Raw genomic sequence first — 22,619 nt, forward strand, 5'->3', positions numbered from 1 at the left:
CATTCGTGGACGTATATTTACGGGGCGTTCACGATCGTCCGTTAGCCTACGAACATAATTTAAGTATTGCTGCGGTCGTCGGCGCGCCGGTCGCTGTGGGGTATGTTCCGTGGTCAAGGTGCTCGACGAACACGAACGCACGATGGCGTTCGCCGAGGTGGCGCTCGGTCAGATCCGATCGCTACGGCAGACGGCTATTCCCCGCAATTACGAGATCTGGTACGTCTACGCCACCGGCTACAACGCCCCGCTCAACAAGATCATCAACGAGACGCTGACGCGAAGCGGCAAGCTGACCGAAGCCGATCTCGATCAGATCTACGAGACCTATCTCTCCCACATCAAGACCACCGAGCGCATCGACAAGGTCGGCGCGCGCGTCATCGGCGAGATCGACGACGTCATAAAGGTTCTCGGCGACGCGCTCGCGATGACCGGCTCCTACGATGCGAGCCTGTCGGACGCGACCAAAAAGCTGTCATCGGCCGAAAGCCGCGAGCAGATCAAGTCGATCGTCGAGACGCTGCTGCATTCGACCAGCGAGATGCGCGAGACCAACAAGGCGCTGGAAGACCGGCTGACGCTCTCGAGGAGCGAGATCAGCAACCTCCAGCAGAGCCTGGAGGCGATCCGCGCCGAGAGCCTGACCGATCCGCTGACGGGGCTCGGCAACCGCAAATATTTCGATCGCATGATCGACATGGCCGTGCAAGGCGCGCTCGCCTCCGGCGAGCCGCTGTCGCTGCTGCTGGTCGACATCGATCATTTCAAGTCGTTCAACGATTCCTACGGCCATCTCACCGGCGACCAGGTGCTGCGGCTGGTCGGCCTGTCGCTGAAGCAGACCATCAAGGGCCAGGACATCACCGCCCGCTATGGCGGCGAGGAATTCGCGGTCGTGCTGCCCAACACCGCGCTGCGCCAGGCCCTGACGGTGGCCGATCACATCCGCCGCGCGGTGATGGCGAAGGAACTAAAGAAGAAGTCCACCGGCGAAATCCTTGGCCGGGTCACCATCTCCGTCGGCGTCTCCATGCTCAAGCAGGGCGACGACACCGATGCGCTGATCGAACGCGCGGATGCCTGCCTGTACGCCGCCAAACGCAACGGCCGCAACCGCGTGATCTGCGAGGCCGATCCGGAATTCGCGGTCGAGACGCATAACCGGGTGGCGTGAATCCGAAGCTGCGCACCGACAGCCGCGCTTGACATTCTGACCCGACGAACGACATCTCCCTCGCCGTCTCAAGGCGTCCGACTGCGAGCATCCGGAGGACTTTTCGCCTTGCCAAACCCGCATGATTTTCACTCACCGCAACCGTCCTACACCAGGGACGAGCTGCTGAGATCGAGCGAGGGCGGCTATTTCGGCCCGGGCAATGCGCAATTGCCAGCGCCGCCGATGCTGATGATGGATCGCATCACGGAGATCAGCCTGGATGGCGGCGAGTTCGGCAAGGGCCATATCGTCGGCGAACTCGACATCGCGCCGGGCCATTGGTTCTTCGATTGCCACTATCACGGCGATGCCACGATGCCAGCGTCTCTGGGTTTGGATGCCATGTGGCAGATGGTCGGCTACTGGCTGGGATGGTCGGGCTCGCCGGGCAAGGGCCGCGCCATCGGCGTCGGCGAAGTCGCGTGCACGGGCGAGGTCACACCGAACGCGCAACGCGTGCGCTACGAGGTCTCCGTGAGGATGGTCCGGCGCGGCAAGCTGGTGCTCGGAATTGCCGACGGTCGCGTGCTGGCCGACGGCGTCTGCGTCTTCACCGCCAGGGACATGCGGGTTGGTCTGACCAAGGCCGTGGAGTGAAGTCCCATCGGGTGGGCAAAGGCGCTCAGCGCCATGCCCATCATCTCCCACACCAGCACGTCAGCGGAGGGCACGCTTCGCTTTGCCCGCCCTGCGCACTGTTTTCTTCTTGGTCGGCCGCTTCGTTGCAACGGGCTTCTTCGCAACCTTCTTCGCCGCCTTCTTCACCTTGGGCGGCTTCTTCACCTTGGCGCGCTGGGCAGCAGCAAGCGCGGCCCTCGCCCATTGCGCGAGTTCCGCGGAATCGTCGAACAGGCGGGCCGGCAGCTCCCAATAGGAGTTCACCACCACGGTCTTGGCGCGGGTCGAGTATTGGAACGGCTTCGAGCCTTCCGCCTCAAAATCCGGGATGGTCATCTCGTCAGCGCGGAAGAACAGGCCGGCGCGCAAGGCCAGCGCGAAGTTGACGCCGTCGGCGGAGATGCCGTAGCCGGAGAACATTTTCCGGATGGCGACGGGGCCGAAATCGGCGAACAGGTCGATCAGAAATTCGCGGTCCATGGCTGAACTATTTCCGCACGGTCGTCCTGGCGAAAGCCAGGACCCATTCCACGGGAGGGAGTTTAGCGAAGACTGCCAGTCGTGCCAGCGTCGGTATTGGCACCGACGATCACCGCGAGATCACGCGGTATGGATCCTGGCCTTCGCCAGGACGACAGCGGAGTGATTTGCGAGAAACGGACTACCCGTCGATCTGCGCCGGACGCAGCTCGACCGACTCGCCACAGCCGCAGGCGGAGACTTGGTTGGGGTTGTTGAAGACGAACTGGGCCTGCATCTTGTCGGCCTTGTAGTCCATCTCGGTGCCGAGCAGGAACAGCACGGCCTTGGGATCGACCAGGATCTTGACGCCCTTGTCCTCGACGACCTCGTCGGTCGGCCGGACATCATGGGCGTATTCGACGGTGTAGGACTGTCCGGCACAGCCGCCGTTCTTGACGCCGACGCGCAGGCCAACGATCTCGGAATCGGCCCGCTGGGTCAGCTCGCTGATGCGCTGGGCGGCAGCGTCCGTCAGCCGCATGACCTGCGGGCGGGGCCGCCTCGGCTTTGGAGTGGATGCTGGTGTCGAGCCCGACGATATCTGTGTCATGTCAATGATGTGGTCCGTTGCCGAGCGAATTCAATGCCAAGGATCTAACAAGGATCTAAAGCCGAGGTTACGCGTCACCACATGTTGAGCACGAGGCGGGCCTCGTCGCTCATGCGTTCCGGCGTCCAGGCCGGCTCCCAGACCACCTTGACGTCGACCACGCCGACGCCGGGGACGCTGGCGACCGCGTTCTCGACCATGGTCGGCAGCTCGCCGGCGGCCGGGCAATTCGGTGTCGTCAGCGTCATTTGCACATCGACGGAACGATCGTCCTTGATCTCGACCTTGTAGATCAGGCCGAGCTCGTAGATATCAGCCGGGATTTCCGGGTCGAACACGGTCTTGAGCCCGGCGATGATCTCGGTGGTGAGACGCTCGGTCTCCTCAGGCGGCAGCGCCGACTGGGTTTCCATCGGATTGGCTTTGATTTCGGCCGTGTCACTCATGCGAACAAATCCCGCGCCTTCAACAGCGCCTGTGCCAGATGATCGACTTCTTCCCGCGTATTATACATGCCGAACGACGCCCGGCACGTGGCTGTGACGTTGAACCGCTCTAAAAGCGGCATCACGCAATGGGTGCCGGCGCGCACCGCGATGCCCTGGCGGTCGATCACGGTGGCGACGTCGTGGGCGTGCGCGCCCTTGAGTTCGAAGGAGATCACCGGGCCCTTGCCCCGCGCCGTGCCGATCAGCCGCAGCGAGTTGATCTCGCGCAGCTTATCCTGGGCGTAGGTGACGAGATCGTGCTCGTGCGCGGCGATGCGCTCCTTGCCGATCGAATTGACGTAGTCGATCGCGGCGCCGAGCCCGACGGCCTCGACGATCGCCGGCGTGCCGGCCTCGAATTTGTGCGGGGGATCGCCGTAGGTGACGATGTCGCGCGAGACCTCGCGGATCATTTCGCCGCCGCCGTTATAGGGGCGCATCGCGACCAGGTGGTCGTACTTGGCCCAGAGCACGCCGATGCCGGTCGGCCCGTAGACCTTGTGGCCGGTGAAGACATAGAAGTCGCAGCCGAGGTCCTGGACGTCGACTGGGATATGCACCGCGCCCTGGCTGCCGTCGACCAGCACGGGAATGCCGCGGGCGTGGGCGATCTTCACAACGTCCTTGACCGGGACGATGGTGCCAAGCGCGTTCGACATCTGCGTGATCGCGACCAGCTTGGTCTTCGACGTCAGCAGCTTTTCGAATTCGTCGATGAGGAAATTGCCCTCGTCGTCGACCGGCGCCCATTTGATCACGGCACCATGGCGTTCCCTGAGGAAATGCCAGGGCACGATGTTGGAGTGGTGCTCCATGATCGAAATGACGATCTCGTCGCCTGCTTTGATGTTCGGCTCGCCCCAGGACGAGGCGACGAGGTTGATCGCCTCGGTCGCGTTGCGGGTGAAGATCACTTCCTCGGTCCGCGGCGCGTTGATGAACTGCGCCACCTTGGTGCGGCCGCCCTCATAGGCTTCGGTCGCGGCGTTGGCGAGATAATGCAGGCCGCGGTGCACGTTGGCATATTCGGAGGTGTAGGCCTGCGTCATGCGATCGAGCACGGCGCTCGGCTTCTGCGCAGATGCGGCGTTGTCGAGATAGACCAGCGGCTTGCCGTAGATCTGCATGGCCAGCGCCGGAAAATCCTGGCGCACGCGCGCAACGTCGTAAGAGCCGTTCTTGACTGCCGGATGCGTGCTCATTGGCGCCGCTCCAGCCAGCGCTCGGCAATGCCGATCACGTGCTCGCGCAGATCATCGTCGGCGATCTGCTCGATCGCCTCGCCGACGAAGGCCTGGATCAGCAGCGCCTGGGCCTGCTTCTCCGGCAGGCCGCGCGCCTTCAGATAGAACAGCAGACTGTCGTCCAGCGCACCGGCGGTGGCGCCGTGACCGCAGGAGACGTCGTCCGCAAAGATCTCGAGCTCGGGCTTGTTGTCGGCTTCCGCCTCATCCGAGAGCAGCAGCGCGCGGATCATCATCTTGCCGTCGGTCTTCTGCGCATCGGGACGAACGATGATGCGGCCCTGGAACACCGAATGGGCGCGATCGTCGATCACGGCGCGGAAAACTTCTCGGCTGACGCAGTTCGGCACGGCATGGTCGACCACCAGCGTGGTGTCGCCGTGTTCGGTCTTCTGCAACAGGTTCACGCCGTTGACCGAGAGCTCGCTGCCCTCGCCTGCCAGCGTGATGAAGCCTTGCAGGCGGCTGACTGCCGCGCCGGTCGTCATGTTGAAGAAGTTGAGCTTTGTATTCGCACCGACCGTGACGAACTGCGAGGTGATGTTCACCGCATCCGGCGAATCGTCCATCAGACGGATATGCGCGATGTCGGCATTATCGCCAACCGAGAGGATGACGGCATCGTTGACCTGGTAAGCCTTGGCGCCGGCCGCGACAAAGCTCTCGATGATGGTGGCACGAGCGCCCTTCCCGACCGCAACCTGCGAGCGGGTGAAAGCCGACGCGGAAGATGCAACCGCGATGTGGATGATCTGGATCGGCGCGGACAGCTGCGTGCCGTCGGCGATATCAAGCACGACACCGTCGGTCGCCATCGCCGCGTTCAGCGCGATCACCGCATCGATGGCCGCGGTCCTTAACAGACCGGAATCCTTCTCCAGCGTCTCCCGCAACGTCTTAAAGCTCGCCTCGGAGGCGAGCGCCTTGACGTCGGAGAGATCGGGAGCGAACACACCGTCGACCAGCACCAGCTTGCGGGCGCCGGCGATCGCATGTGCTTTCACCGCGTCCGCGGCGCGCTTCAACGCAGTCGCATCGGGCGCAGCCGCGAGCGGCAGTACCTCGCCGACCAGCGCGCGCAGATCGGTGTACTTCCACTCCTCGATCCGGCGGTGCGGCAGGCCGAGACGCTCATAGGTCTCGAACGCCTCGCGGCGTACCGCGATCACGGAAGGCGAACCCGGCAGCCGGCTTTCGGCGCTGGCGAAGAGATCGCTCACCGCGCGGCCGTTTCCGGTCTTTGCCACAGCAACGTTCATCTCAAAATTCCTTACGCGGCGTCCTCGAACTGGGCGTAGCCGGACGCTTCCAGCTCCAGCGCCAGTTCCTTGCCACCGCTCTTCACGACACGGCCTTTTGACATCACGTGCACGACGTCAGGCACGATATAGTTCAGCAGCCGCTGATAATGGGTGATGACGACCATCGCGCGCTTGGGCGAATGCAGCGCGTTGACGCCGTCGGCTGCAATGCGCAGCGCGTCGATGTCGAGGCCGGAATCCATCTCGTCGAGGATGCACAGGCTCGGCTCGAACAGCGCCATCTGCAGCACCTCATTGCGCTTCTTCTCGCCGCCGGAGAAGCCGACATTGACACCGCGCTTGAGCATGTCCTGCGGGATGTTCAGCGACTTCGAGACTTCGCGGACTTTCTTCAAAAAGTCGGGCGTCGAATATTCGCCCTCGCCGCGCGCCTTGCGCTGCGCGTTCAGCGCGGTGCGCAGGAAATTCATGGTGGAGACGCCGGGGATCTCGACCGGATACTGGAACGCCAGGAACACGCCCTTGGCGGCCCGTTCGTTGGGCGCCATCGCGAGCAGGTCTTCGCCCTTGAACAGGATCTCGCCGTCGGTGACCTCGTAACCAGGCTTGCCGGCGATGACGTGGGACAGCGTCGATTTGCCGGAGCCGTTCGGCCCCATGATCGCGTGGATCTCGCCCTCGTTCACGGTCAGCGTCAACCCATGGAGGATCTCACGCTCCTCGACACGAACCTTGAGGTCTTTCACTTCAAGCAAAGCCATCTTGGTGTCCAGTTTATTCAAATGATGCATAGGGCGCGCGACGCGCGCCGCGAGGGCCGGCGCTAGCCGACCGATCCTTCAAGCGAGATCGAGATCAGCTTCTGCGCTTCCACCGCGAATTCCATCGGCAGTTGCTGCAGCACGTCCTTGACGAAGCCGTTGACGACGAGGCCGACCGCCTCCTCCTGCGTGAGGCCGCGCTGGATGCAGTAGAACAGCACGTCCTCGGAGATCTTGGACGTGGTGGCCTCGTGCTCGAACGTCGCCGACGAGTTCTTGGCTTCGATGTAGGGCACGGTGTGCGCGCCGCATTTGTCGCCGATCAACAGCGAATCGCAGGCGGTGAAGTTGCGCGCGCCGGTCGCCTTGCGATGCGCCGTCACGAGGCCGCGATAGGTGTTCTGCGATCTGCCGGCGGCGATGCCCTTGGAGATGATACGGCTCGACGTGTTCTTGCCGAGATGGATCATCTTGGTGCCGCTGTCGACCTGCTGATAGCCATTCGAGATCGCGATCGAATAGAATTCACCACGCGAATTGTCGCCCCGCAGGATGCAGCTCGGATACTTCCAGGTGATCGCCGAACCTGTCTCGACCTGGGTCCAGGAGATCTTGGAATTGTTGCCGCGGCAGTCACCACGCTTGGTGACGAAATTGTAGATGCCGCCTTTGCCTTCCGAATTGCCGGGATACCAGTTCTGCACCGTCGAATATTTGATCTCGGCGTCGTCGTGCGTGACGAGTTCGACCACGGCCGCGTGCAGCTGGTTCTCGTCGCGCTGCGGCGCGGTGCAGCCCTCGAGATAAGAGACGTAGGAGCCCTTGTCGGCAATGATCAGCGTGCGCTCGAACTGGCCAGTGTTGCGCTCGTTGATGCGGAAGTAGGTGGACAGTTCCATCGGGCAGCGCACGCCCGGCGGCACGTAAACGAACGAGCCGTCCGAGAACACCGCCGAGTTCAGCGTTGCGTAGAAATTGTCCGACGTCGGCACCACGGATCCCAGATATTTCTGCACCAGCTCGGGATGCTCGCGGATCGCCTCCGAGATCGGCATGAAGATCACGCCGGCCTTCTTCAGCTCGGCCTTGAAGGTGGTCGCAACCGAGACCGAATCGAACACCGCGTCGACCGCGATCTTGCGCCTGTTGGGGTCTTCCTCGCCGGGCTTCGGCTCGACGCCTTCGAGCATGGCGACTTCCCGCAAGGGAATGCCGAGCTTCTCGTAGGTCTTCAGAATCTCGGGATCGATCTCGTCGAGCGAGGTGATCGTCTTCTTCGGCTTGGGAGCCGAATAATAATAGAGGTCCTGAAAGTCGATCTTGGGATAGTCGACGCGGGCCCAGGTCGGCTCGGTCATGGTCAGCCAGCGCCGATAGGCCTCGAGCCGCCACTGGAGCATCCAGGCGGGTTCGTTCTTCTTCTCGGAGATGAACTTGACGGTTTCTTCCGACAGCCCCTTTGGGGCCTTGTCGGACTCGATCAGGGTCTCAAACCCATAACGATACTGATCGACGTCGATGCGCTTCACGCGCTCGACCGTCTCTTGCACGGCTGGCATTCTATCCTCCGCTCGCGGTTTCAAGGACCGCGGTGGATCATCAAATTCGGACGACTATTACGATGTTTCTTGGCGGGACGCACGCGCTTAGAACCGTTCAAGCCGTGTTTCATCGCTTATCCCTTAAGTAGGGTATTACCGAGCTTTCGCCAAGCCTCTAACGCCCTGTTGATGTCATCCGGCTCCGTGGACCAGCCCAGACTGAGACGCACCGCTCCTTGGGCGACGGTGGGATCATACCCCATCGCCGACAGCACGTGGGACGGCTGTACCTTGCCCGAGGAACAGGCAGAGCCCGAGGACACCGCGACACCTTCGAGGTCGAAACCGATCACCGCGGTCTCGGCTTTCAAGCCGGGAGCCGTGAAAAGAACGGTATTTGGCAACCGCCTGGCGTCATCTGAGAAGACCGTTGCGCCGGCCATGGAGCGAATGCCATTTTCCAAGCGATCTCTGAGGGTTGCCATCCGTTCCGCATCCTCCGGCAAAGCCTGAAGGGCAGCCCGCACGGATGCCCCGAAGCCGGCAATGCCGGCGACATTCTCGGTTCCGGCACGCCGGTTCAGCTCCTGCCCGCCGCCCCGCAGCACCGGCTCAAGTCCGGCCACGCCCTCGGCCACGACCAGCGCGCCGACCCCCTTGGGGCCGCCGATCTTGTGCGCAGAAAAGGTCGCAAGGTCCGCACCGATCACCTTGATATCGAAGGGGATTTTCCCAAGCGCCTGGATTGCGTCGACGTGCAGGAGGCCGCCGGCCCCGTGAACGATTCCCGCGGCCTCGGCGATAGGCTGCAGCGCGCCCGTCTCGTTGTTGGCCGCCATGATAGAGACCAGCGCCGGCGGGCCCTCTCTGAGCAGCGCCTTCAAATGATCGAGGTCGATCACGCCGGAGCGTGTGACCCTGATCTGACCGATCTCATCTGCCGGGAACCGGCCGCCTGCCAGTACCGAAGCATGCTCGACGGCCGAGACCAGAAGCCGCTCGACAGGCCCCCCAGACTGCCCCCGAAGCCCCGGTGAAAGCGCCAGCGCGTTGGCTTCGGTTCCCGTGGAGGTGAAGACGACGTTCCGCGGCAGCGCGCCTACTGCGGTCGCAAGGATGGCCCGCGCCCCCTCGACAAGCCGTCGCGCCTCGCGCCCCTCGGCGTGAACAGAGGACGGATTGCCGATCAGCTCGTAGGCTGCGAGCATTGCGCCTCGCGCCTCGGAGCGAAGCGGCGTGGTCGCGTTCCAGTCGAGATAAACACGGCTCGGCATGACGTATTATGTTACCATTCGGACCAGGCTGCTTCGCCCGCACTGGTACCCGACATGGGCCCCCGGGCAGCGCTTGGCAATCTCGATTCCCAATCGCCTTCGCGCGATGACGGCCATGACACGCTAACGTCTTGAGCCGATTGCGGGATGTTCAAGATGCTTGCTTTTTGACCCTCGCCTCATGTTAGAACGCGCGCGTCAGTTCGCCGCGCGCCGCTCGCGCATCATCCGAGGGCGCCGCTCCACCCTTCCATTCGCGGCTTGATCGGCCCAGCAGCCGATGAAATCCGCACAATCGGTTGATTGTTGAAGAGCGTCTTCAAGGGATCAATCAAGAGATCATCATGCCTGAAGTTATTTTCACCGGCCCCGCCGGCCGCCTCGAAGGCCGCTACCATCCGGCCAAGCAGAAGAACGCGCCAATCGCGATGGTCCTGCATCCGCATCCGCAGTTCCACGGCACGATGAATCATCAGATCATCTACCAGTGCTACTATGCGTTCGCGCATCGCGGCTTCTCGGTGCTGCGTTTCAATTTCCGTGGCGTCGGCCGCAGCCAGGGCTCGTTCGACCACGGCACCGGCGAATTGTCGGACGCGGCCGCGGCGCTCGACTGGGCGCAGACCATCAATCCCGAAGCGCGCGCCTGCTGGGTTGCCGGCTTCTCCTTCGGCGCCTGGATCGGCATGCAGCTGCTGATGCGCCGCCCCGAGGTCGAGGGCTTCATCTCGATCGCGCCGCCCGCCAACCTCTACGACTTCTCGTTCCTCGCACCCTGCCCGTCCTCGGGGCTGATCGTGCATGGCGAGAAGGACGCGGTGGTGCCGCCCAAGGACGTCAACACGCTGGTCGAGAAGCTGAAGACCCAGAAGGGCATCGTGATCGACCAGCAGGTCATCCCGGGCGCCAACCACTTCTTCGACGCCAAGCTCGAGCCGCTGATGGAAACCATCACCGCCTATCTCGACATGCGCCTCGCCAACGTGCGCTGAGCTTTCCGTGGGTGCGTTCATCGCATTGCTGCGTGCCGTGAATGTCGGCGGCACCGGCAAATTGCCGATGAGCGAACTCAAGGCCATGTGCGAGGAGCTCGGCTACGCCGCCGTGCGCACCTATATTGCAAGCGGCAACGTCGTCTTCACAAGCCGCAAGTCGCAATCTGCGATCAAGACCGCACTCGAAAAGCGATTGCACGCCTATGCCGGCGCGCCGGTCGGCGTGCTCGTGCGCAGCGCCACCGAGATGGCGCAGGTCTTGGCCGATAATCCGTTTCCAAAGGCCGCCCCCAACCGTACCGTCGCGATCTTCCTCGACAAGGCGCCGCCGGCGGATGCGCTCGCCGGCATTCGCGGCCAGAACAAGGAGGAGATCCGCCTCGGCCGCCGCGAGATCTACGTGCATTACGGCGACGGCATGGGCACGTCGAAGCTGGTCATCCCGCCGCCAACCGGCACCGCGCGCAACATGAAAACGATCGCGACGCTCGCGAAAATGGCCGCAGAGCTCTAGGCCAGCTTGAGCGCCGCGATCCCCGTCAGCACCAGCAGGATCCCCGCGATCTTCATCGCGCTCAGCGCCTCGCCGAACAGCACCACACCCATGACGACGGTGCCGGCGGCGCCGATGCCGGTCCAGACCGAATAGGCGACGCCGACCTCGAGCACCTTCAAAGCACGCCCGAGCAGGACAACGAAGGCTACGAGCAGCACGAGCGAAACGACGCTCCAGCCAGCGCGCGTGTAGCCTTCCGCATATTTCATCGAGATCGCCCAGCCAACATCGAGTGCGCCTGCGATCACCAGCATCAGCCAGGCCATGGATTGCGACATCGGCGTGGGCTCAGGCCGCAAGCTTGAGCAGATGCGCGTCGTGGCGCACGAGGAAGGCGCGCAGCAATTGCGGATAGTCCGCGCCCACCGCAGTACGGACGCTCGGACGCTTCGCCAGTTCGGCGCGCCATGCGCGGACCTTCGGCACATCGCGGAAAATGCCGTGGTTGGTCAGCTCGTCGAACAGATCGAAGTAGCGGAAGACGGGGGCGAATACGGCGTCGACGAGACTGAACGCTTCGCCAGCAAAATAAGGACCGGCACCGAGCGCCGCTTCGACCCGGGCGAACTTCACCATCAGCGCCTGGCGCTTGCTCTCGAACGTCGCCGCATCGGTCGTGGTCTCTAGGCCCCAGAGATCGGCGAGCACTGCTGAACCGAACTCCATCCACGCCCGGTGCTCGGCACGCTCCAAGGCATCCGCCGGATGCAGTCTCACGCCGCCTTGCGTCTCCTCGATGTACTCGCAGATCACGTTGCTCTCGAACAGCGCGACCTCGCCCTTCTCGCTCGTCACGACCAGCACCGGCACCTTGCCGAGCGGCGACAGTTTGAGAAACCAGTCGGGCTTATTGGCGAGATCGATGTCGACCCGCTCGAACGGCACGCCCTTCTCGTTGAGCGCGATCACCGCGCGCTGCACATAGGGGCAAAGCTTGTGGCTGATCAGTTTCAGTGAAGCGGTCATGGCGAGAATCCCGACGGTTAGATGCAACTGCATCAAAGATAGATGCATGTGCATCTACCTGTCAAGATCAATGCATCTGCATCATCCCGCCTATCATCTCAAGGCCGCGCGATCACCCCGCCCGTCATCGGCATCGGCACGCCCGTGGTCCCGGGATACGACAGCGGCAGGCCCTTCAGGCCGCGCGCGGCGAGGAAGCCGAAGGCCTGCGCCTCGATGGCGTCGGAGGCCCAGCCGACTGCCTCCGCGGCCTCGACAGTGGCGGACCCAACGCGCTCCCGCAGCATCTGGAGCATGGTCCGGTTGCGGGCGCCGCCGCCGCAGACGATCCAGCTCCGCGGCCTGCGTGGCAGCAGCGGGATGATGCGGGCGATGGCCGCCGCGGTGAAGGCGGTCAGGGTCGCGGCGCCGTCGGCCGGCAGGACATCGCCGAGCTTTAGTGCGGCAAAATCGTTGCGGTCGAGCGATTTCGGCGGCGGGCTTACGAAGAACGGCAGCTCCAGCGCCCGCGCGATCCAGGCTTCGTCCGCCTTGCCGAGGGCTGCGAGCTTTCCGTCCGCGTCGAACGCCTGGTTCATGGTGCGGTACATGAAATCGTCGAGCAGCGCGTTGCCGGGTCCGGTGTCGCAGGCAATCAGCGTGTCGTTGCCGTCGATATAGGTGATGTTGGAGACGCCGCCGATATTGACCACGATGATCGGCCCTTCGCGCTCCAGCGAATGGGCGAGCGCGCGGTGATAAACCGGCACAAATGGCGCGCCCTGCCCGCCGGCCTCGACGTCGGCGGCGCGAAAATCATGCATCACGGGGATATGGATCGCCCTGGCCAGCGCCGGCGCGTCGCCGATCTGCACCGTCAGCCGCTTCTCGGGGCGGTGCAGCACGGTCTGGCCGTGGAAGCCGACGATGTCGATGTCTTCCGGCTTCATCCGGTTCTGGGCGACGAAGGCGGCCACCGCCTCGGCATGCGCGAGCGTCACTGCGCGTTCGGCCTCGGCCAGAACTCCCGGCCTAGCATCGCGTTGCGCCAGGTGCACGGCCTCGCTCAGCGCCTGACGCAGCAGGTTGCGCTCCGCCGGGCTATACGGCCGGTAGCCGGACGGCCCGAATGCCTTCACCTGCTTTCCGTCGGTTTCGATCAGCGCGACATCCACCCCGTCCAGCGAGGTGCCGCTCATCAAACCGAGTGCCGTCAACATCATGGATCAGCGTCCTCAAGAGACCCTTCCGGCATGCCGATCTTGTGCCAGAGGGACACATCTTATAATGCCACAGGCCAAAGTAGCGGGCAGCAACCGAGTTCCCACGGATGACCCTTAAATTGCTCCCAAAACAGTAAACCAAGAATTGTCAGGCGCGCCGACAAATGACTGCATTCAAATCGGATTTCCTCAATACGCTGCAGGAACGTGGATTCATCCACCAATGCTCCGATTTCGAGGGGCTGGACGCCCTCGCCGCCAAGGGCGAGGCGACGGCTTATGTCGGTTACGATTGCACCGCCCGCTCGCTGCACATCGGCAACTACCTGACCATGATGATGCTGCACTGGCTGCAGCAGTCCGGCAACAAGCCGATCACGCTGATGGGCGGCGGCACAACCATGGTCGGCGATCCCTCCGGAAAGGACGAGACGCGCGCGATCCGCACCGTCGCCGAGATCGAGGCCAACAAGGAATCGATCCGCGGCGTGTTCGCAAAGGTGCTGCGCTATGGCGGGGGCAAGAGCGACGCCATCATGCTCGACAATGCCGAGTGGCTGACAAAGCTCAACTACATCGAGATGCTGCGCGACGTCGGGCGGCATTTCTCGGTCAACCGCATGCTGACGATGGACTCCGTGCGCCTGCGCCTCGAGCGCGAGCAGGAGATGAGCTTCATCGAGTTCAACTACATGATCTGCCAGGCCTACGACTTCGTCGAGCTCGCCAGGCGGACCGGCTGCAACTTGCAGATGGGCGGCTCCGACCAGTGGGGCAACATCATCATGGGCGTCGATCTCGGCCGCCGCATGGGCACGCATCAGCTGTTCGCCCTGACGACGCCGCTGCTGACGACGGCGTCGGGGGCCAAGATGGGCAAGACCGCTCAGGGCGCGGTCTGGCTCAACGCCGACCAGTTCTCGCCGTATGATTTCTGGCAGTACTGGCGCAACACCGAAGACGCCGACGTCGGCAAGTTCCTCAAGCTGTTCACGACGCTGCCAATGACCGAGATCAGGAAGCTCGAGGCGCTCGGAGGCTCCGAGATCAACGAGGCCAAGAAGGTGCTCGCCACCGAGGCGACCGCGCTCCTGCATGGCCGCGACGCAGCGAACGAGGCGGCCGAGACCGCGCGCCGCACCTTCGAGGAAGGCGCGCTGGCCGAGAGCCTGCCGACCGTGGAAATTCCGCGCGGCGAGTTCGACGCCGGCCTCGGCGTGCTCAACGCCTTCGTCAAGGCGGGCCTCGTTGCCTCCAACGGCGAAGCACGGCGCCAGATCAAGGGCGGCGGCCTGCGCGTCAATGACGAGCCCGTCACCGACGAGAAGATGGCGTTGTCGGCGGCCGACCTGACGCCGGAAGGCGTGGTCAAGCTGTCGTTCGGCAAGAAGAAGCACATCCTCCTGAGGCCTGCATAGGCGTATGAGCTTTTCGCTGCTTGTCAGGGCGCGCTGAAGCGCGCTCCCTGATCGGCAATGGACCAGAACACGCTAGAGGAACAGTCCAAGCAAGCGACCAGGGAACGCGTCACGGCGACGCCGCAGGGCGTCGTGCGCACCGCGCTGGTGGTGCTCGCGCTCTGCTTCACACTCGCCGTGCTCGGCCGCGGCCTCAGCGAAAGCTTCACCGTCTTCCTGAAGCCGATCTCGGAAAACTTTGGCTGGGATCGCGCCCAAGTGGTCTCGATCTATTCGCTGACGTGGCTCGTCAGCGGACTGACGGCGCCGTTGGTCGGGCGCCTGTTCGATCATTCCGGACCGCGCATCGTCTATGCACTGGGCCTTTTGCTGCTCGGCTCGGCCTTCCTGATCGCAAGCCACGCGCAGTCACTCTGGCAGTTCCAGCTCTCGATCGGACTCTGCGTCGGCATTGGCGTCGCCTTCATCGGCAATGTGCCGAACTCGATCCTGCTGGGCCGCTGGTTCGGCCCAAAACTCCCGACCGCGATGGCGGTGGTCTACTCGGCCATGGGTGGCGGCGTGCTGGCGCTGCTGCCGGCCTCGCAGCTTTTGATCGATCATCTGGGGTGGCGCGAAACCTACCAGCTGTTCGGCTTCGCCGCGCTCGGCCTGCTGGTGCCGCTCATGCTGCTGCCATGGCGGCTGTTCGCCTCGGGCTCGCCGCAGATCGCGAAGAAGACCGATCCGGATTTCGTCGATCACGGCTGGACCCTTCCGAGCGCGATGCGCCATCACGCCTTCTGGGCGCTGTTCTCGACATTCTTCTTCACCGCGGTCGGCATGTATGCGATCGCCGCCCAGATCGTGGCCTATTTGATCGATGCCGGCTTTCCACCGCTGCAGGCCGCCACGGCCTGGGGCTTCTCCGGCATCGTGCTGGTGTTTGGCATGCTAGGCGTGTCCGCGCTCGACGGCCTGATCGGTCGCCGGCCGTCGGTGCTGCTCAGCTACGCGATCTCGATCCTCGGCATCTTCCTGCTGTGGCTGTTGCAATACTCCGCCAATTTCCTCCTGCTCACCGGATTCGTGGTCTGCTTCGGCAGCATGATGGGCTCACGTGGACCGCTGATCACGGCGACCGCGATGAAGATCTTTGGGGGCAAGCGCGTCGGCACCATCTACGGCACCATCTCGATCGGCAGCGGGCTCGGCTCGGCTTTCGGCTCCTGGAGCGGCGGCCTGATCCATGACGCGACCCATGGCTACAACGCGCTGCTCGCCTTCGCACTCGCGAGCGTGGTGCTCGGGATGATCCCGTTCCTGGTCGTGCCCGCCTTGCGGCGGTAGGTCTCCTGAAGGTAACTTGAGCGCATTCGCGTCACCGGGAAATTACGGATGGGCACGACGCGAACAGCTACGAAGATGTGGATCGCACGCGGCTGAAAGTCCTTCCTGCGGTGTTTTGTCCGACATGACAAAAATGTCAGCGCAAATTGCCCTTGGGCGGCTTGCAGGGCGGAACTGAATGCGGTCCTAGTCGCAGCATTGGATGGAGGGCACAAACCAATGAACTTTCCCTATCTCGTTCGCTTTCAACCGGTTCTCTTGAGCCTGTTTCGCTTCATCACCGGCCTGCTGCTGTTCCAGTACGGTGTCGCCAAGCTGTTCAAGTTTCCGGTGCTTCCCTACTTCGCAAACATCCCGCCGATCATCTACGCAGCCGGTACGCTTGAGCTCGTGCTTGGCGCGTTGCTGATGATCGGCCTGTTTACCCGCCTCGCGGCATTCATCCTCTCGGGTGAGATGGCCTTCGCCTATTTCATGGGGCACATGTTCAAGGGCGAAACGCCGGTGTTCCTGCCGCTGCTCAATGGTGGCACCGCGGCGATCCTGTTCTGCTTCGCCTGCCTCTACCTCTCGGCAGCCGGCGGCGGCTCGGTCAGCGCCGATGCGGCGATGGGCAAGGACTAGCGGCGCGTTCGCGCGGCGCTGAGGCGTCAGCGATTGATTCGCGAATGAAGAGATGGCATCCGTATGTTCACGGGTGCCATCTCAGCGCGAGCCCAGCACGTTCCAGACCAGGACGAGGACCGCGACCAGCAGCATCGACATGATGAGGCGGTGAACGAATCGGTTCATTGCCGCTCCCAACGGATTAGGTCGCGACTAAAGACCCACACGATTTTTCTCCGAGTTGACGCGCCATGCGCCCGAGAAGCGCATGACGACCTGCATGTTTGCGCACGCGGCTGCGCACGCAGCTTGCGCAGCAGCCGTCGCACGCGTCCATTCATGATTGGTAAGAATTTCATGCTACCGACGCGAGCAACAATAACCATTCCGTCGAGGCCGTGATGAAGCTGCTGAGTCACCTCAAGATCCGCACCAAGCTCGCCAGCATGGTCTGTCTTTCGGCACTCACGGTCACGGCCATCATCGGGGTGTCGTCCGTGCTCAGCAAGAGCCGCATGCTGGAGGATCGCGTTCAGCAGATGCGGACCGCGGTCGACATGCTCCACAACCTCGCCCAATCACTCGAAGAGGAGGTCGGCGCCGGCAAGCTGACGCAGGCCGAAGCGAAAATCCAGTTCCATCTGCGCGGCCGCCGCATGAGCTTCAATGGCGGCCAAGGCTATCCGGTGGTCTATAACGCCGATACCTCGATCCTGATCAATGGCGCGAACCAGCAGCTCGAAGGCAAGATCACGGGCGCCAAGGACTCCAACGGTGTCCTCATCGCAGATGCGATCGTAACGGCCGGCAACCAGGCTGCTCAGGGCGGCGTAACCTCATATCTCTACCCCCGCCCCGGCCAGACGGAGCCCGTCCGCAAGACCGTTTTCGCGCGCAAATTCGCGCCCTGGAACGCGACGATCAGCTACGGCCTCTATGTCGACGACATCGACGCCGACGTGCGAGCCTTGACGCTGGAGCTGGGGGCGATTGGCATCGGCTTGATGCTGCTGATGGCGACACTGTCCTGGCTGATCGCCCGCGACGTGCTCGGCGCGCTCGATCGCCAGAAGAACCGCATGCAGGCCATTTCCGAAGGCGCCATCGACACGGCGGTCGAGGAGACCGGTCGCGGCGACGAGATCGGCCGCATGGCCGAGACCCTCGAAGTGCTCAGGCAGACCGCGCTGACGGCCCGCAAGCTGGAGGCGGAGCAGGTCGCCACCAAGACCCGCAGCGAACAGGAGAAGCGCGACGCGCTGATCTCGCTTGCCGACCGGTTCGATGCCTCCGTCGGCCAGCTCGTCGGCCTGATGGCCTCGGGCTCCGGCGAGCTGGAGGTCACCGCCAAGTCGATGTCGTCGACCGCGGAAGGCACCAACCGCCGCGCCGCCGTCGTCGGCTCGGCCGCCACCGAAGCCAGCCAGCGCGTCCAGACGGTCGCGGCCGCGGCCGAGGAGCTCTCCTCCTCCATCACCGAGATCAGCCGTCAGGTCGCGCAGTCCGCCGTGGTCACCGGCCGCGCCGTGGACAGCGCCCGCCGCACCGACACCATCGTGCGCGCCCTCTCGGACGGCGCCCAGCAGATCGAGCACGTCGCCGAGCTGATTTCCAGCATCGCGGCGCAGACCAATCTGCTCGCGCTCAATGCCACCATCGAGGCCGCACGCGCCGGTGAAGCCGGCCGCGGCTTTGCTGTCGTCGCTTCGGAGGTGAAGTCGCTGGCGAGCCAGACTGCAGAAGCCACCCGCGAGATCGGCGACAAGATCGCCCAGATCCAGGGCGCGACCAAGGAAGCGGTGGACGCCATCGGCGGCATCACCGCCACCATCGAGGAGGTCAGCCGGATCGCGACCTCGATCGGCGCCGCGATCGAGGAGCAAGGCGCCGCCACGGCCGAGATCGCCCGCAGCGTCTCCCAGACGGCCGAGGCAACCCAGGAAGTCACCACCAATATCGGGGGCGTCAGTACGGCAGCGAACGAGACCGGCAATGCCGCAGGCATGGTGCTCGCAGCAGCCTCAAACCTCTCCAAGCAGGCCGAGCAGCTCTCTGGCGAAGTCGGGACTTTCCTGGCGGGCGTGCGCGCGGCGTAAGGCGGCGCGGAAACCAAGGTGTAGCCTCGCCACTAACGTCGCGCGAGGGTGCAGCCGCTCGATAGCTGGCGCGTCGATCCGGTCGAGCCATCGTTCGACTGCGACGGGAATTCCTCGAACGGCGAGTTCTGTTTGCCGGTGTTGAATTCGAAGATCTTGCGGAACAGACCGGGGGCCATCGCCGAAATCGGGTTGACGCGCATTACGGGCGCTGCCGGCGTGCCGACGACCTCGTAGGTCACGCCGATCAATCCTTCATTGTTGCCGCCGCCGAGGAAGATGCCGAACAACGGGATCTGGCCGAAGATGTTGTTGACGCCGTACATCGGGACGAAGGTGCCGCTCATACAAACCTGGTTGCCGGGAAAGTCGATTGAGCCCTCGATGGTGGCGCCGATCATCGGCCCCTTGACCACGCCGTCGCGGATCGTGAGCGCGCCGTTCTGCCGCGTGAACTCCGCGCGCATCGCCGTGAAGGCTACGCCGTTCTGGGCGCCGTTGGGAGCCCCCGCCGCGACGCGATCGAGTTGCTCCATTCCCTTGACCGAGAAGTCACGCACATTGATCAGTCCTTCCCGTGTCGTAGGCTCGGACGTCGGCGGCTCCATCGCCACCACCATCTGGCCGCCGAAGACCTTGTTGGTGGTGTCTGTGAAGCGCAGGAAGTTGCCGGCATCGCTGGTCTGGAGATAGATGACCTCGCGGTTGCCCTGGGCGCGGCCGCCGCGCAGGTCGGCTGCCACGGGCGTGTCTTTTCCGATCCTGCCGCTCAGCGTGAAGGCTTTGACCGCACCATTGCGCCGCGACATCTTGGCGTCGACGCTGCGCATCGCCTCGCCGTTGAAACCCATGACGGCGCCGAGCTTCACGTCGATGTCGAAATCGAGGTTCTTCGTCTTGCTCTTGGCATCGTCCTTGGAATTGCCTGAGATCGCCGACTTCAGGAAGCCGCGGCCGTCGAATACGTCGCCGCGCATCGTACCCTTGAGCACGCCGTCCTGGCTGCGCTCCACTTTCAGTGAGGCCTTGTCGCCGTCGGATGGCGCGTAGGTCGGGAAGTTCGCGTTCATGAGCTCGCCGTTGGCATCGACCTCGAGCGACCCCTTGATCGAGGCGCCGCCGCCTTCGATGACGATGTCCTCCAGACGCGTCGATTGCGCCGTCGGCACCACCTTGAAGCTGGCCTTGCCCGCTCTTCCCGGCAGCTTGACCCAGCCGGGCAGGATGTTGTCGAGCTTGACCGAGGTCAGGTCGGCCTCGATGCCGAGCTTCGTCGTCTGGTCGGGTCCCCCGGCGATCTTGCCCGACAGTTTGATCGGCACCGATCCGCTGACGGCGGGACCCAGATCGAATCCGAGGCGCGCGCGGCTCGCATCGTCCAGCGTGGTCTGCAGTTTGACGTCCGCATCGCCCTCGGCCGGCTTGCGGTAATCGAGCGAGGCCGCCTGCCCGTTGATCTTGACGTCGCCCTTGACCTGATAGCCCTGGTTGCTCGCGACGATCTTGAGGTTGTTGGCCTCCAGCTTTTGGTTCATCACCAGCTTGTCGGCACCAAAACCGTTGAGATCGGCCGTAACGCTGTAGGTGGTGTCGGCTTTGGTCAGCTCGCCCTTGACCGGCAGCCCAAGCTGGACGTTCGCCGAGAACGTCCCCTTGCTGGTATTGGGATCGATGACGGTCGACGACAGATCGCTCAAGCGATCGTTGGAAAGCATTTCGGCGGCCGCAGGCACCGGACCTTCGACACGAAACCTCGTCCGCGACGGCGACGGCTTGGGCGCCATATCGGGCACCTCGAAAACAAAGTCGGAAATCGTGACCTTGCGCCCCGCCGGCGTATCGGCAATGCCCTGCCCGATATTCACCGTCGCGGTGCGGCCGGTCACGCGCGCCTTCAAATCGGCATCGTGCACCACGGGCAGGCCATCGACGGGGCGAACCGTGACACCGCTCGCCACGATATTGACCGACAAGCCGTCGTCGGGAATGGGTGGGCCCTTGCGCGGAAGATTCTTCGTCGGCGAATTAACGCCGATCTCGATGCGCTGGAGCGTTCCACGCTCGATCCGCTCGATCACCCATTCGCGCAACTCGGGAACGACAAGCGTCGGCCACATCCGCTTGAGCGCGGAGGCCGACATCGGCGTTCCCGCAAAACCCAATGTCAGCCGCGGCTCGCCCGAATAGTCGATGGCACCGGTGCCGGCGACGCCGATCTCTCCGTTGGAGATATCGGCCTGGGTCAACAGCAGCCTCTTGTGGTCGGTATCGAAGCGGAAGCCGATCGCAATGCGGTTGAAGACCAGCGGCGGCTCGTTGTCGATGCCGCCGAGCAGGATCGAACCGCCGCTGAAACCGAGCTGCCAGTCATTGACGGTGCCGTTGGGCGGCTCGACATGAGCCAAAAGCGTCAGGCGGTTCGCGCCCGAGAGGACCTTGAACGGAGCAACCAGCACCCGCCGATTGGCGTCCCACTCGACATTGATCTCGGCCGAGTCGATCGCCATCGGATAATCGGGCGTATCGGTGTCGATGATGTTGCCCGCACCGACCGTGATCTTGCCGCGAAAGAAGGTCGGCACGCCGTCGCGGCCGAGCTCGCCCTTGAGCTCGCCGGTCAGCGGCAGGTCGGCGGTGTAGGTGAGATCCTTCACCCGCAGCGCCAGCAGGATGTTGGCGGTCGAAACCTTGTCGGCGCGGATATCGACCGAGCGCACGCCGTTCTCGGTGGGGCCGATCGTGGCACGCAACGACCACGGACGTGCGCCCTCTTCACCGAGGCTGAGCGCGACGCCGCCACGGCTCGGTCGGCGCAGGCTGAGCGTGATGTTCTCAAACGTCCATTTGCTGCCGCGCTGCTGGTCGTCGACGATCAGATTGCCGTTCTTCAGGCCGATCTCGTTGAGATTCTGGCCGTCGAGGCCGGTCATGCTCAGACTGTCGAGCCAGTCGAGGCCCTGAAGAATGCCAGTCGGGGACGTGGCCTGGGGCGCGGCTTGCGGTGCGTCGGAGGTCGCAGGCTCGGTGGCGAATGGCGGCGGTGGCACACCGTTGCGCGGGAAAGTCGGCGGCAGTCCCGCGTCCCTTTTGGAGGCGACGCCGGTTGCGAGCGGCTTTGCGGTGTCGCCGGCCGATACCGTGACGGTGCCGTCAGGCGCGATCCGGATTGCGAGCTCGGCATCGACAAGGTTGAGGCTTTCGGCGCGCAGATGCCCCATCAGCAGGCCCGCACCCGACAGCTTCACCTCGGCCTTCGGCGCGGTGGCGACAATGACGTGATCGTGGTCGCGCACGACGATATCACGGATGCGCACGGCGATGCGGATCCGCCCGGCCCGCTCGATCTGCGTGCCGCCGACCTCCACGGTGTTGCCGTGACCGATATTGTCCTCGATCGCGGCCGCGAGCCACGGCGTCGCAATGTCGAGATTGATGGGACCGGCGCCGAGCCGCCACCACAGCGCGCCGAAACAGCCGACGAAGATGACGACCAGGACACCGACGACCACGGTCACGCGCTTCAGCCAGCGACCGCCGCCCAACCAGCGGCGCAACGGCCCAAACCCGTCAGCGAAGCGATGGAAGCCCGAATTGGAACGCGACAACAGCCGGCGCGCCCGATGGCCCGCCGCCGCTTCCTGATCCGGATCCCAGTCGGCGTCGTCCCATTGCTGCTGCTCTGGTTGGCTGCCGCGCCGATCCAAATCCCGATTGTAATCCTGGGGCGACGTATTCCTTGCCATTGCCTCTCGATACAGGCGCCCGTCGTGGGATTGAGCGCCGCCGGGGCCGCAGCCGTCGACGGGAAGCGAAGCTTCCCGCGCCGGCATTGCCGCCATACCTCGAATATTCCTTCTGTTCGTCATGTCGCCCCGGGAGCGCGTTCAACGAGCAGTGGGGTGGTGCGTGGAATTCCTTGTAACCAGACTCCGGCGTCGTCAGACTCGCCCCGCCGAGGGCACGATTCCGGCA

20 protein-coding genes are annotated in these 22,619 nt (G+C 63.9%); 8 read left to right on the top strand and 12 right to left on the bottom strand.

Annotated features, from left to right (window positions below; genetic code table 11):
- Positions 1 to 109: 109 nt before the first annotated feature.
- Positions 110 to 1,177, top strand: coding sequence for a GGDEF domain-containing protein (locus IVB07_RS20675; protein ID WP_018454447.1), 1,068 nt, complete (start codon positions 110 to 112; stop codon positions 1,175 to 1,177).
- Between the two features lie 108 nt (positions 1,178 to 1,285).
- Positions 1,286 to 1,816, top strand: coding sequence for a bifunctional 3-hydroxydecanoyl-ACP dehydratase/trans-2-decenoyl-ACP isomerase (gene fabA / locus IVB07_RS20680; protein ID WP_018454448.1), 531 nt, complete (start codon positions 1,286 to 1,288; stop codon positions 1,814 to 1,816).
- Between the two features lie 60 nt (positions 1,817 to 1,876).
- On the opposite strand, the gene IVB07_RS20685 is transcribed toward fabA, so the two are convergent.
- From IVB07_RS20685 to IVB07_RS20720, 8 genes are all read right to left on the bottom strand, one after another.
- A complete protein-coding gene (locus IVB07_RS20685) occupies positions 1,877 to 2,317 on the bottom strand; it encodes a TfoX/Sxy family protein (RefSeq protein WP_018454449.1) in 441 nt (146 codons plus the stop codon).
- Positions 2,318 to 2,498: 181 nt separating this feature from the next.
- A complete protein-coding gene (locus IVB07_RS20690) occupies positions 2,499 to 2,909 on the bottom strand; it encodes an iron-sulfur cluster assembly accessory protein (RefSeq protein WP_083926365.1) in 411 nt (136 codons plus the stop codon).
- Between the two features lie 74 nt (positions 2,910 to 2,983).
- The gene (locus IVB07_RS20695) at positions 2,984 to 3,355 is read right to left on the bottom strand and encodes an SUF system Fe-S cluster assembly protein (RefSeq protein ID WP_007591551.1); all 372 of its coding nucleotides are present in this window, start codon (positions 3,353 to 3,355) and stop codon (positions 2,984 to 2,986) included.
- Positions 3,352 to 4,599 (bottom strand): cysteine desulfurase, encoded by a 1,248-nt coding sequence (locus IVB07_RS20700; RefSeq protein ID WP_018454451.1) that lies wholly within the window; start codon positions 4,597 to 4,599, stop codon positions 3,352 to 3,354. Before IVB07_RS20700 ends, IVB07_RS20695 begins: the two co-directional genes overlap by 4 nt.
- Positions 4,596 to 5,900, bottom strand: a complete 1,305-nt coding sequence (gene sufD, locus IVB07_RS20705; protein ID WP_018454452.1) for a Fe-S cluster assembly protein SufD — start codon at positions 5,898 to 5,900, stop codon at positions 4,596 to 4,598. Before sufD ends, IVB07_RS20700 begins: the two co-directional genes overlap by 4 nt.
- 11 nt (positions 5,901 to 5,911) lie before the next feature.
- Positions 5,912 to 6,664, bottom strand: coding sequence for a Fe-S cluster assembly ATPase SufC (gene sufC / locus IVB07_RS20710; RefSeq protein ID WP_007609807.1), 753 nt, complete (start codon positions 6,662 to 6,664; stop codon positions 5,912 to 5,914).
- A gap of 62 nt (positions 6,665 to 6,726) precedes the next feature.
- On the bottom strand, positions 6,727 to 8,223 hold the full coding sequence (gene sufB, locus IVB07_RS20715) for a Fe-S cluster assembly protein SufB (protein WP_007609805.1): 1,497 nt from the start codon (positions 8,221 to 8,223) through the stop codon (positions 6,727 to 6,729).
- A 116-nt stretch (positions 8,224 to 8,339) separates the two neighbouring features.
- A complete protein-coding gene (locus IVB07_RS20720) occupies positions 8,340 to 9,479 on the bottom strand; it encodes a cysteine desulfurase family protein (RefSeq protein WP_018454455.1) in 1,140 nt (379 codons plus the stop codon).
- Between the two features lie 344 nt (positions 9,480 to 9,823).
- Between IVB07_RS20720 and IVB07_RS20725 the strand changes: the two genes are divergently transcribed.
- Complete coding sequence (locus IVB07_RS20725) at positions 9,824 to 10,471, top strand: alpha/beta hydrolase (RefSeq protein ID WP_007591562.1); 648 nt, start codon at positions 9,824 to 9,826, stop codon at positions 10,469 to 10,471.
- A 7-nt stretch (positions 10,472 to 10,478) separates the two neighbouring features.
- The gene (locus IVB07_RS20730) at positions 10,479 to 10,988 is read left to right on the top strand and encodes a DUF1697 domain-containing protein (protein WP_247766638.1); all 510 of its coding nucleotides are present in this window, start codon (positions 10,479 to 10,481) and stop codon (positions 10,986 to 10,988) included.
- Here IVB07_RS20730 and IVB07_RS20735 read toward each other — a convergent pair.
- The 3 genes from IVB07_RS20735 to IVB07_RS20745 all read right to left on the bottom strand — a co-directional run bounded on the left by IVB07_RS20735 (position 10,985) and on the right by IVB07_RS20745 (position 13,198).
- The gene (locus tag IVB07_RS20735) at positions 10,985 to 11,308 is read right to left on the bottom strand and encodes a multidrug efflux SMR transporter (protein ID WP_039799056.1); all 324 of its coding nucleotides are present in this window, start codon (positions 11,306 to 11,308) and stop codon (positions 10,985 to 10,987) included. The genes IVB07_RS20730 and IVB07_RS20735 overlap by 4 nt on opposite strands.
- 10 nt (positions 11,309 to 11,318) lie before the next feature.
- A complete protein-coding gene (locus tag IVB07_RS20740) occupies positions 11,319 to 11,996 on the bottom strand; it encodes a glutathione S-transferase family protein (protein ID WP_247766639.1) in 678 nt (225 codons plus the stop codon).
- Positions 11,997 to 12,094: 98 nt separating this feature from the next.
- Positions 12,095 to 13,198: an anhydro-N-acetylmuramic acid kinase gene (locus IVB07_RS20745; protein WP_018454458.1), complete on the bottom strand. Its 1,104-nt coding sequence runs from the start codon at positions 13,196 to 13,198 to the stop codon at positions 12,095 to 12,097.
- A gap of 164 nt (positions 13,199 to 13,362) precedes the next feature.
- Between IVB07_RS20745 and tyrS the strand changes: the two genes are divergently transcribed.
- From tyrS to IVB07_RS20765, 4 genes are all read left to right on the top strand, one after another.
- Positions 13,363 to 14,616 carry a tyrosine--tRNA ligase gene (tyrS, locus tag IVB07_RS20750; RefSeq protein WP_018454459.1) on the top strand — a complete coding sequence of 418 codons (1,254 nt, stop codon included), beginning with the start codon at positions 13,363 to 13,365 and terminating at the stop codon, positions 14,614 to 14,616.
- A 57-nt stretch (positions 14,617 to 14,673) separates the two neighbouring features.
- Positions 14,674 to 15,945, top strand: a complete 1,272-nt coding sequence (locus IVB07_RS20755; protein WP_085353503.1) for an MFS transporter — start codon at positions 14,674 to 14,676, stop codon at positions 15,943 to 15,945.
- A gap of 219 nt (positions 15,946 to 16,164) precedes the next feature.
- A complete protein-coding gene (locus IVB07_RS20760) occupies positions 16,165 to 16,569 on the top strand; it encodes a DoxX family protein (RefSeq protein ID WP_018454461.1) in 405 nt (134 codons plus the stop codon).
- Between the two features lie 383 nt (positions 16,570 to 16,952).
- Entirely contained in the window at positions 16,953 to 18,647 is a 1,695-nt protein-coding gene (locus IVB07_RS20765; RefSeq protein WP_018454462.1) for a methyl-accepting chemotaxis protein, read from the top strand.
- 32 nt (positions 18,648 to 18,679) lie between these two features.
- Here IVB07_RS20765 and IVB07_RS20770 read toward each other — a convergent pair whose 3' ends face one another.
- Positions 18,680 to 22,477: a DUF3971 domain-containing protein gene (locus IVB07_RS20770; protein ID WP_051112968.1), complete on the bottom strand. Its 3,798-nt coding sequence runs from the start codon at positions 22,475 to 22,477 to the stop codon at positions 18,680 to 18,682.
- Positions 22,478 to 22,619 lie beyond the last annotated feature (142 nt).

The sequence above is a fragment of the Bradyrhizobium sp. 172 genome (assembly GCF_023101065.1).
GTDB lineage: Bacteria > Pseudomonadota > Alphaproteobacteria > Rhizobiales > Xanthobacteraceae > Bradyrhizobium > Bradyrhizobium canariense_D.

What these genes read in the sequence shown, in the direction of transcription:
- sufD (WP_018454452.1), bottom strand. Translation starts at nt 5,900, where the DNA reads ATGAACGTTGCTGTGGCAAAGACCGGAAACGGCCGCGCGGTGAGCGAT.
- IVB07_RS20700 (WP_018454451.1), bottom strand. Translation starts at nt 4,599, where the DNA reads ATGAGCACGCATCCGGCAGTCAAGAACGGCTCTTACGACGTTGCGCGC.
- IVB07_RS20695 (WP_007591551.1), bottom strand. Translation starts at nt 3,355, where the DNA reads ATGAGTGACACGGCCGAAATCAAAGCCAATCCGATGGAAACCCAGTCG.
- IVB07_RS20740 (WP_247766639.1), bottom strand. Translation starts at nt 11,996, where the DNA reads ATGACCGCTTCACTGAAACTGATCAGCCACAAGCTTTGCCCCTATGTG.
- sufC (WP_007609807.1), bottom strand. Translation starts at nt 6,664, where the DNA reads ATGGCTTTGCTTGAAGTGAAAGACCTCAAGGTTCGTGTCGAGGAGCGT.
- IVB07_RS20735 (WP_039799056.1), bottom strand. Translation starts at nt 11,308, where the DNA reads ATGTCGCAATCCATGGCCTGGCTGATGCTGGTGATCGCAGGCGCACTC.
- IVB07_RS20770 (WP_051112968.1), bottom strand. Translation starts at nt 22,477, where the DNA reads ATGCCGGCGCGGGAAGCTTCGCTTCCCGTCGACGGCTGCGGCCCCGGC.
- IVB07_RS20720 (WP_018454455.1), bottom strand. Translation starts at nt 9,479, where the DNA reads ATGCCGAGCCGTGTTTATCTCGACTGGAACGCGACCACGCCGCTTCGC.
- IVB07_RS20725 (WP_007591562.1), top strand. Translation starts at nt 9,824, where the DNA reads ATGCCTGAAGTTATTTTCACCGGCCCCGCCGGCCGCCTCGAAGGCCGC.
- IVB07_RS20760 (WP_018454461.1), top strand. Translation starts at nt 16,165, where the DNA reads ATGAACTTTCCCTATCTCGTTCGCTTTCAACCGGTTCTCTTGAGCCTG.
- IVB07_RS20685 (WP_018454449.1), bottom strand. Translation starts at nt 2,317, where the DNA reads ATGGACCGCGAATTTCTGATCGACCTGTTCGCCGATTTCGGCCCCGTC.
- IVB07_RS20745 (WP_018454458.1), bottom strand. Translation starts at nt 13,198, where the DNA reads ATGATGTTGACGGCACTCGGTTTGATGAGCGGCACCTCGCTGGACGGG.
- tyrS (WP_018454459.1), top strand. Translation starts at nt 13,363, where the DNA reads ATGACTGCATTCAAATCGGATTTCCTCAATACGCTGCAGGAACGTGGA.
- IVB07_RS20690 (WP_083926365.1), bottom strand. Translation starts at nt 2,909, where the DNA reads ATGACACAGATATCGTCGGGCTCGACACCAGCATCCACTCCAAAGCCG.
- IVB07_RS20765 (WP_018454462.1), top strand. Translation starts at nt 16,953, where the DNA reads ATGAAGCTGCTGAGTCACCTCAAGATCCGCACCAAGCTCGCCAGCATG.
- sufB (WP_007609805.1), bottom strand. Translation starts at nt 8,223, where the DNA reads ATGCCAGCCGTGCAAGAGACGGTCGAGCGCGTGAAGCGCATCGACGTC.
- IVB07_RS20755 (WP_085353503.1), top strand. Translation starts at nt 14,674, where the DNA reads ATGGACCAGAACACGCTAGAGGAACAGTCCAAGCAAGCGACCAGGGAA.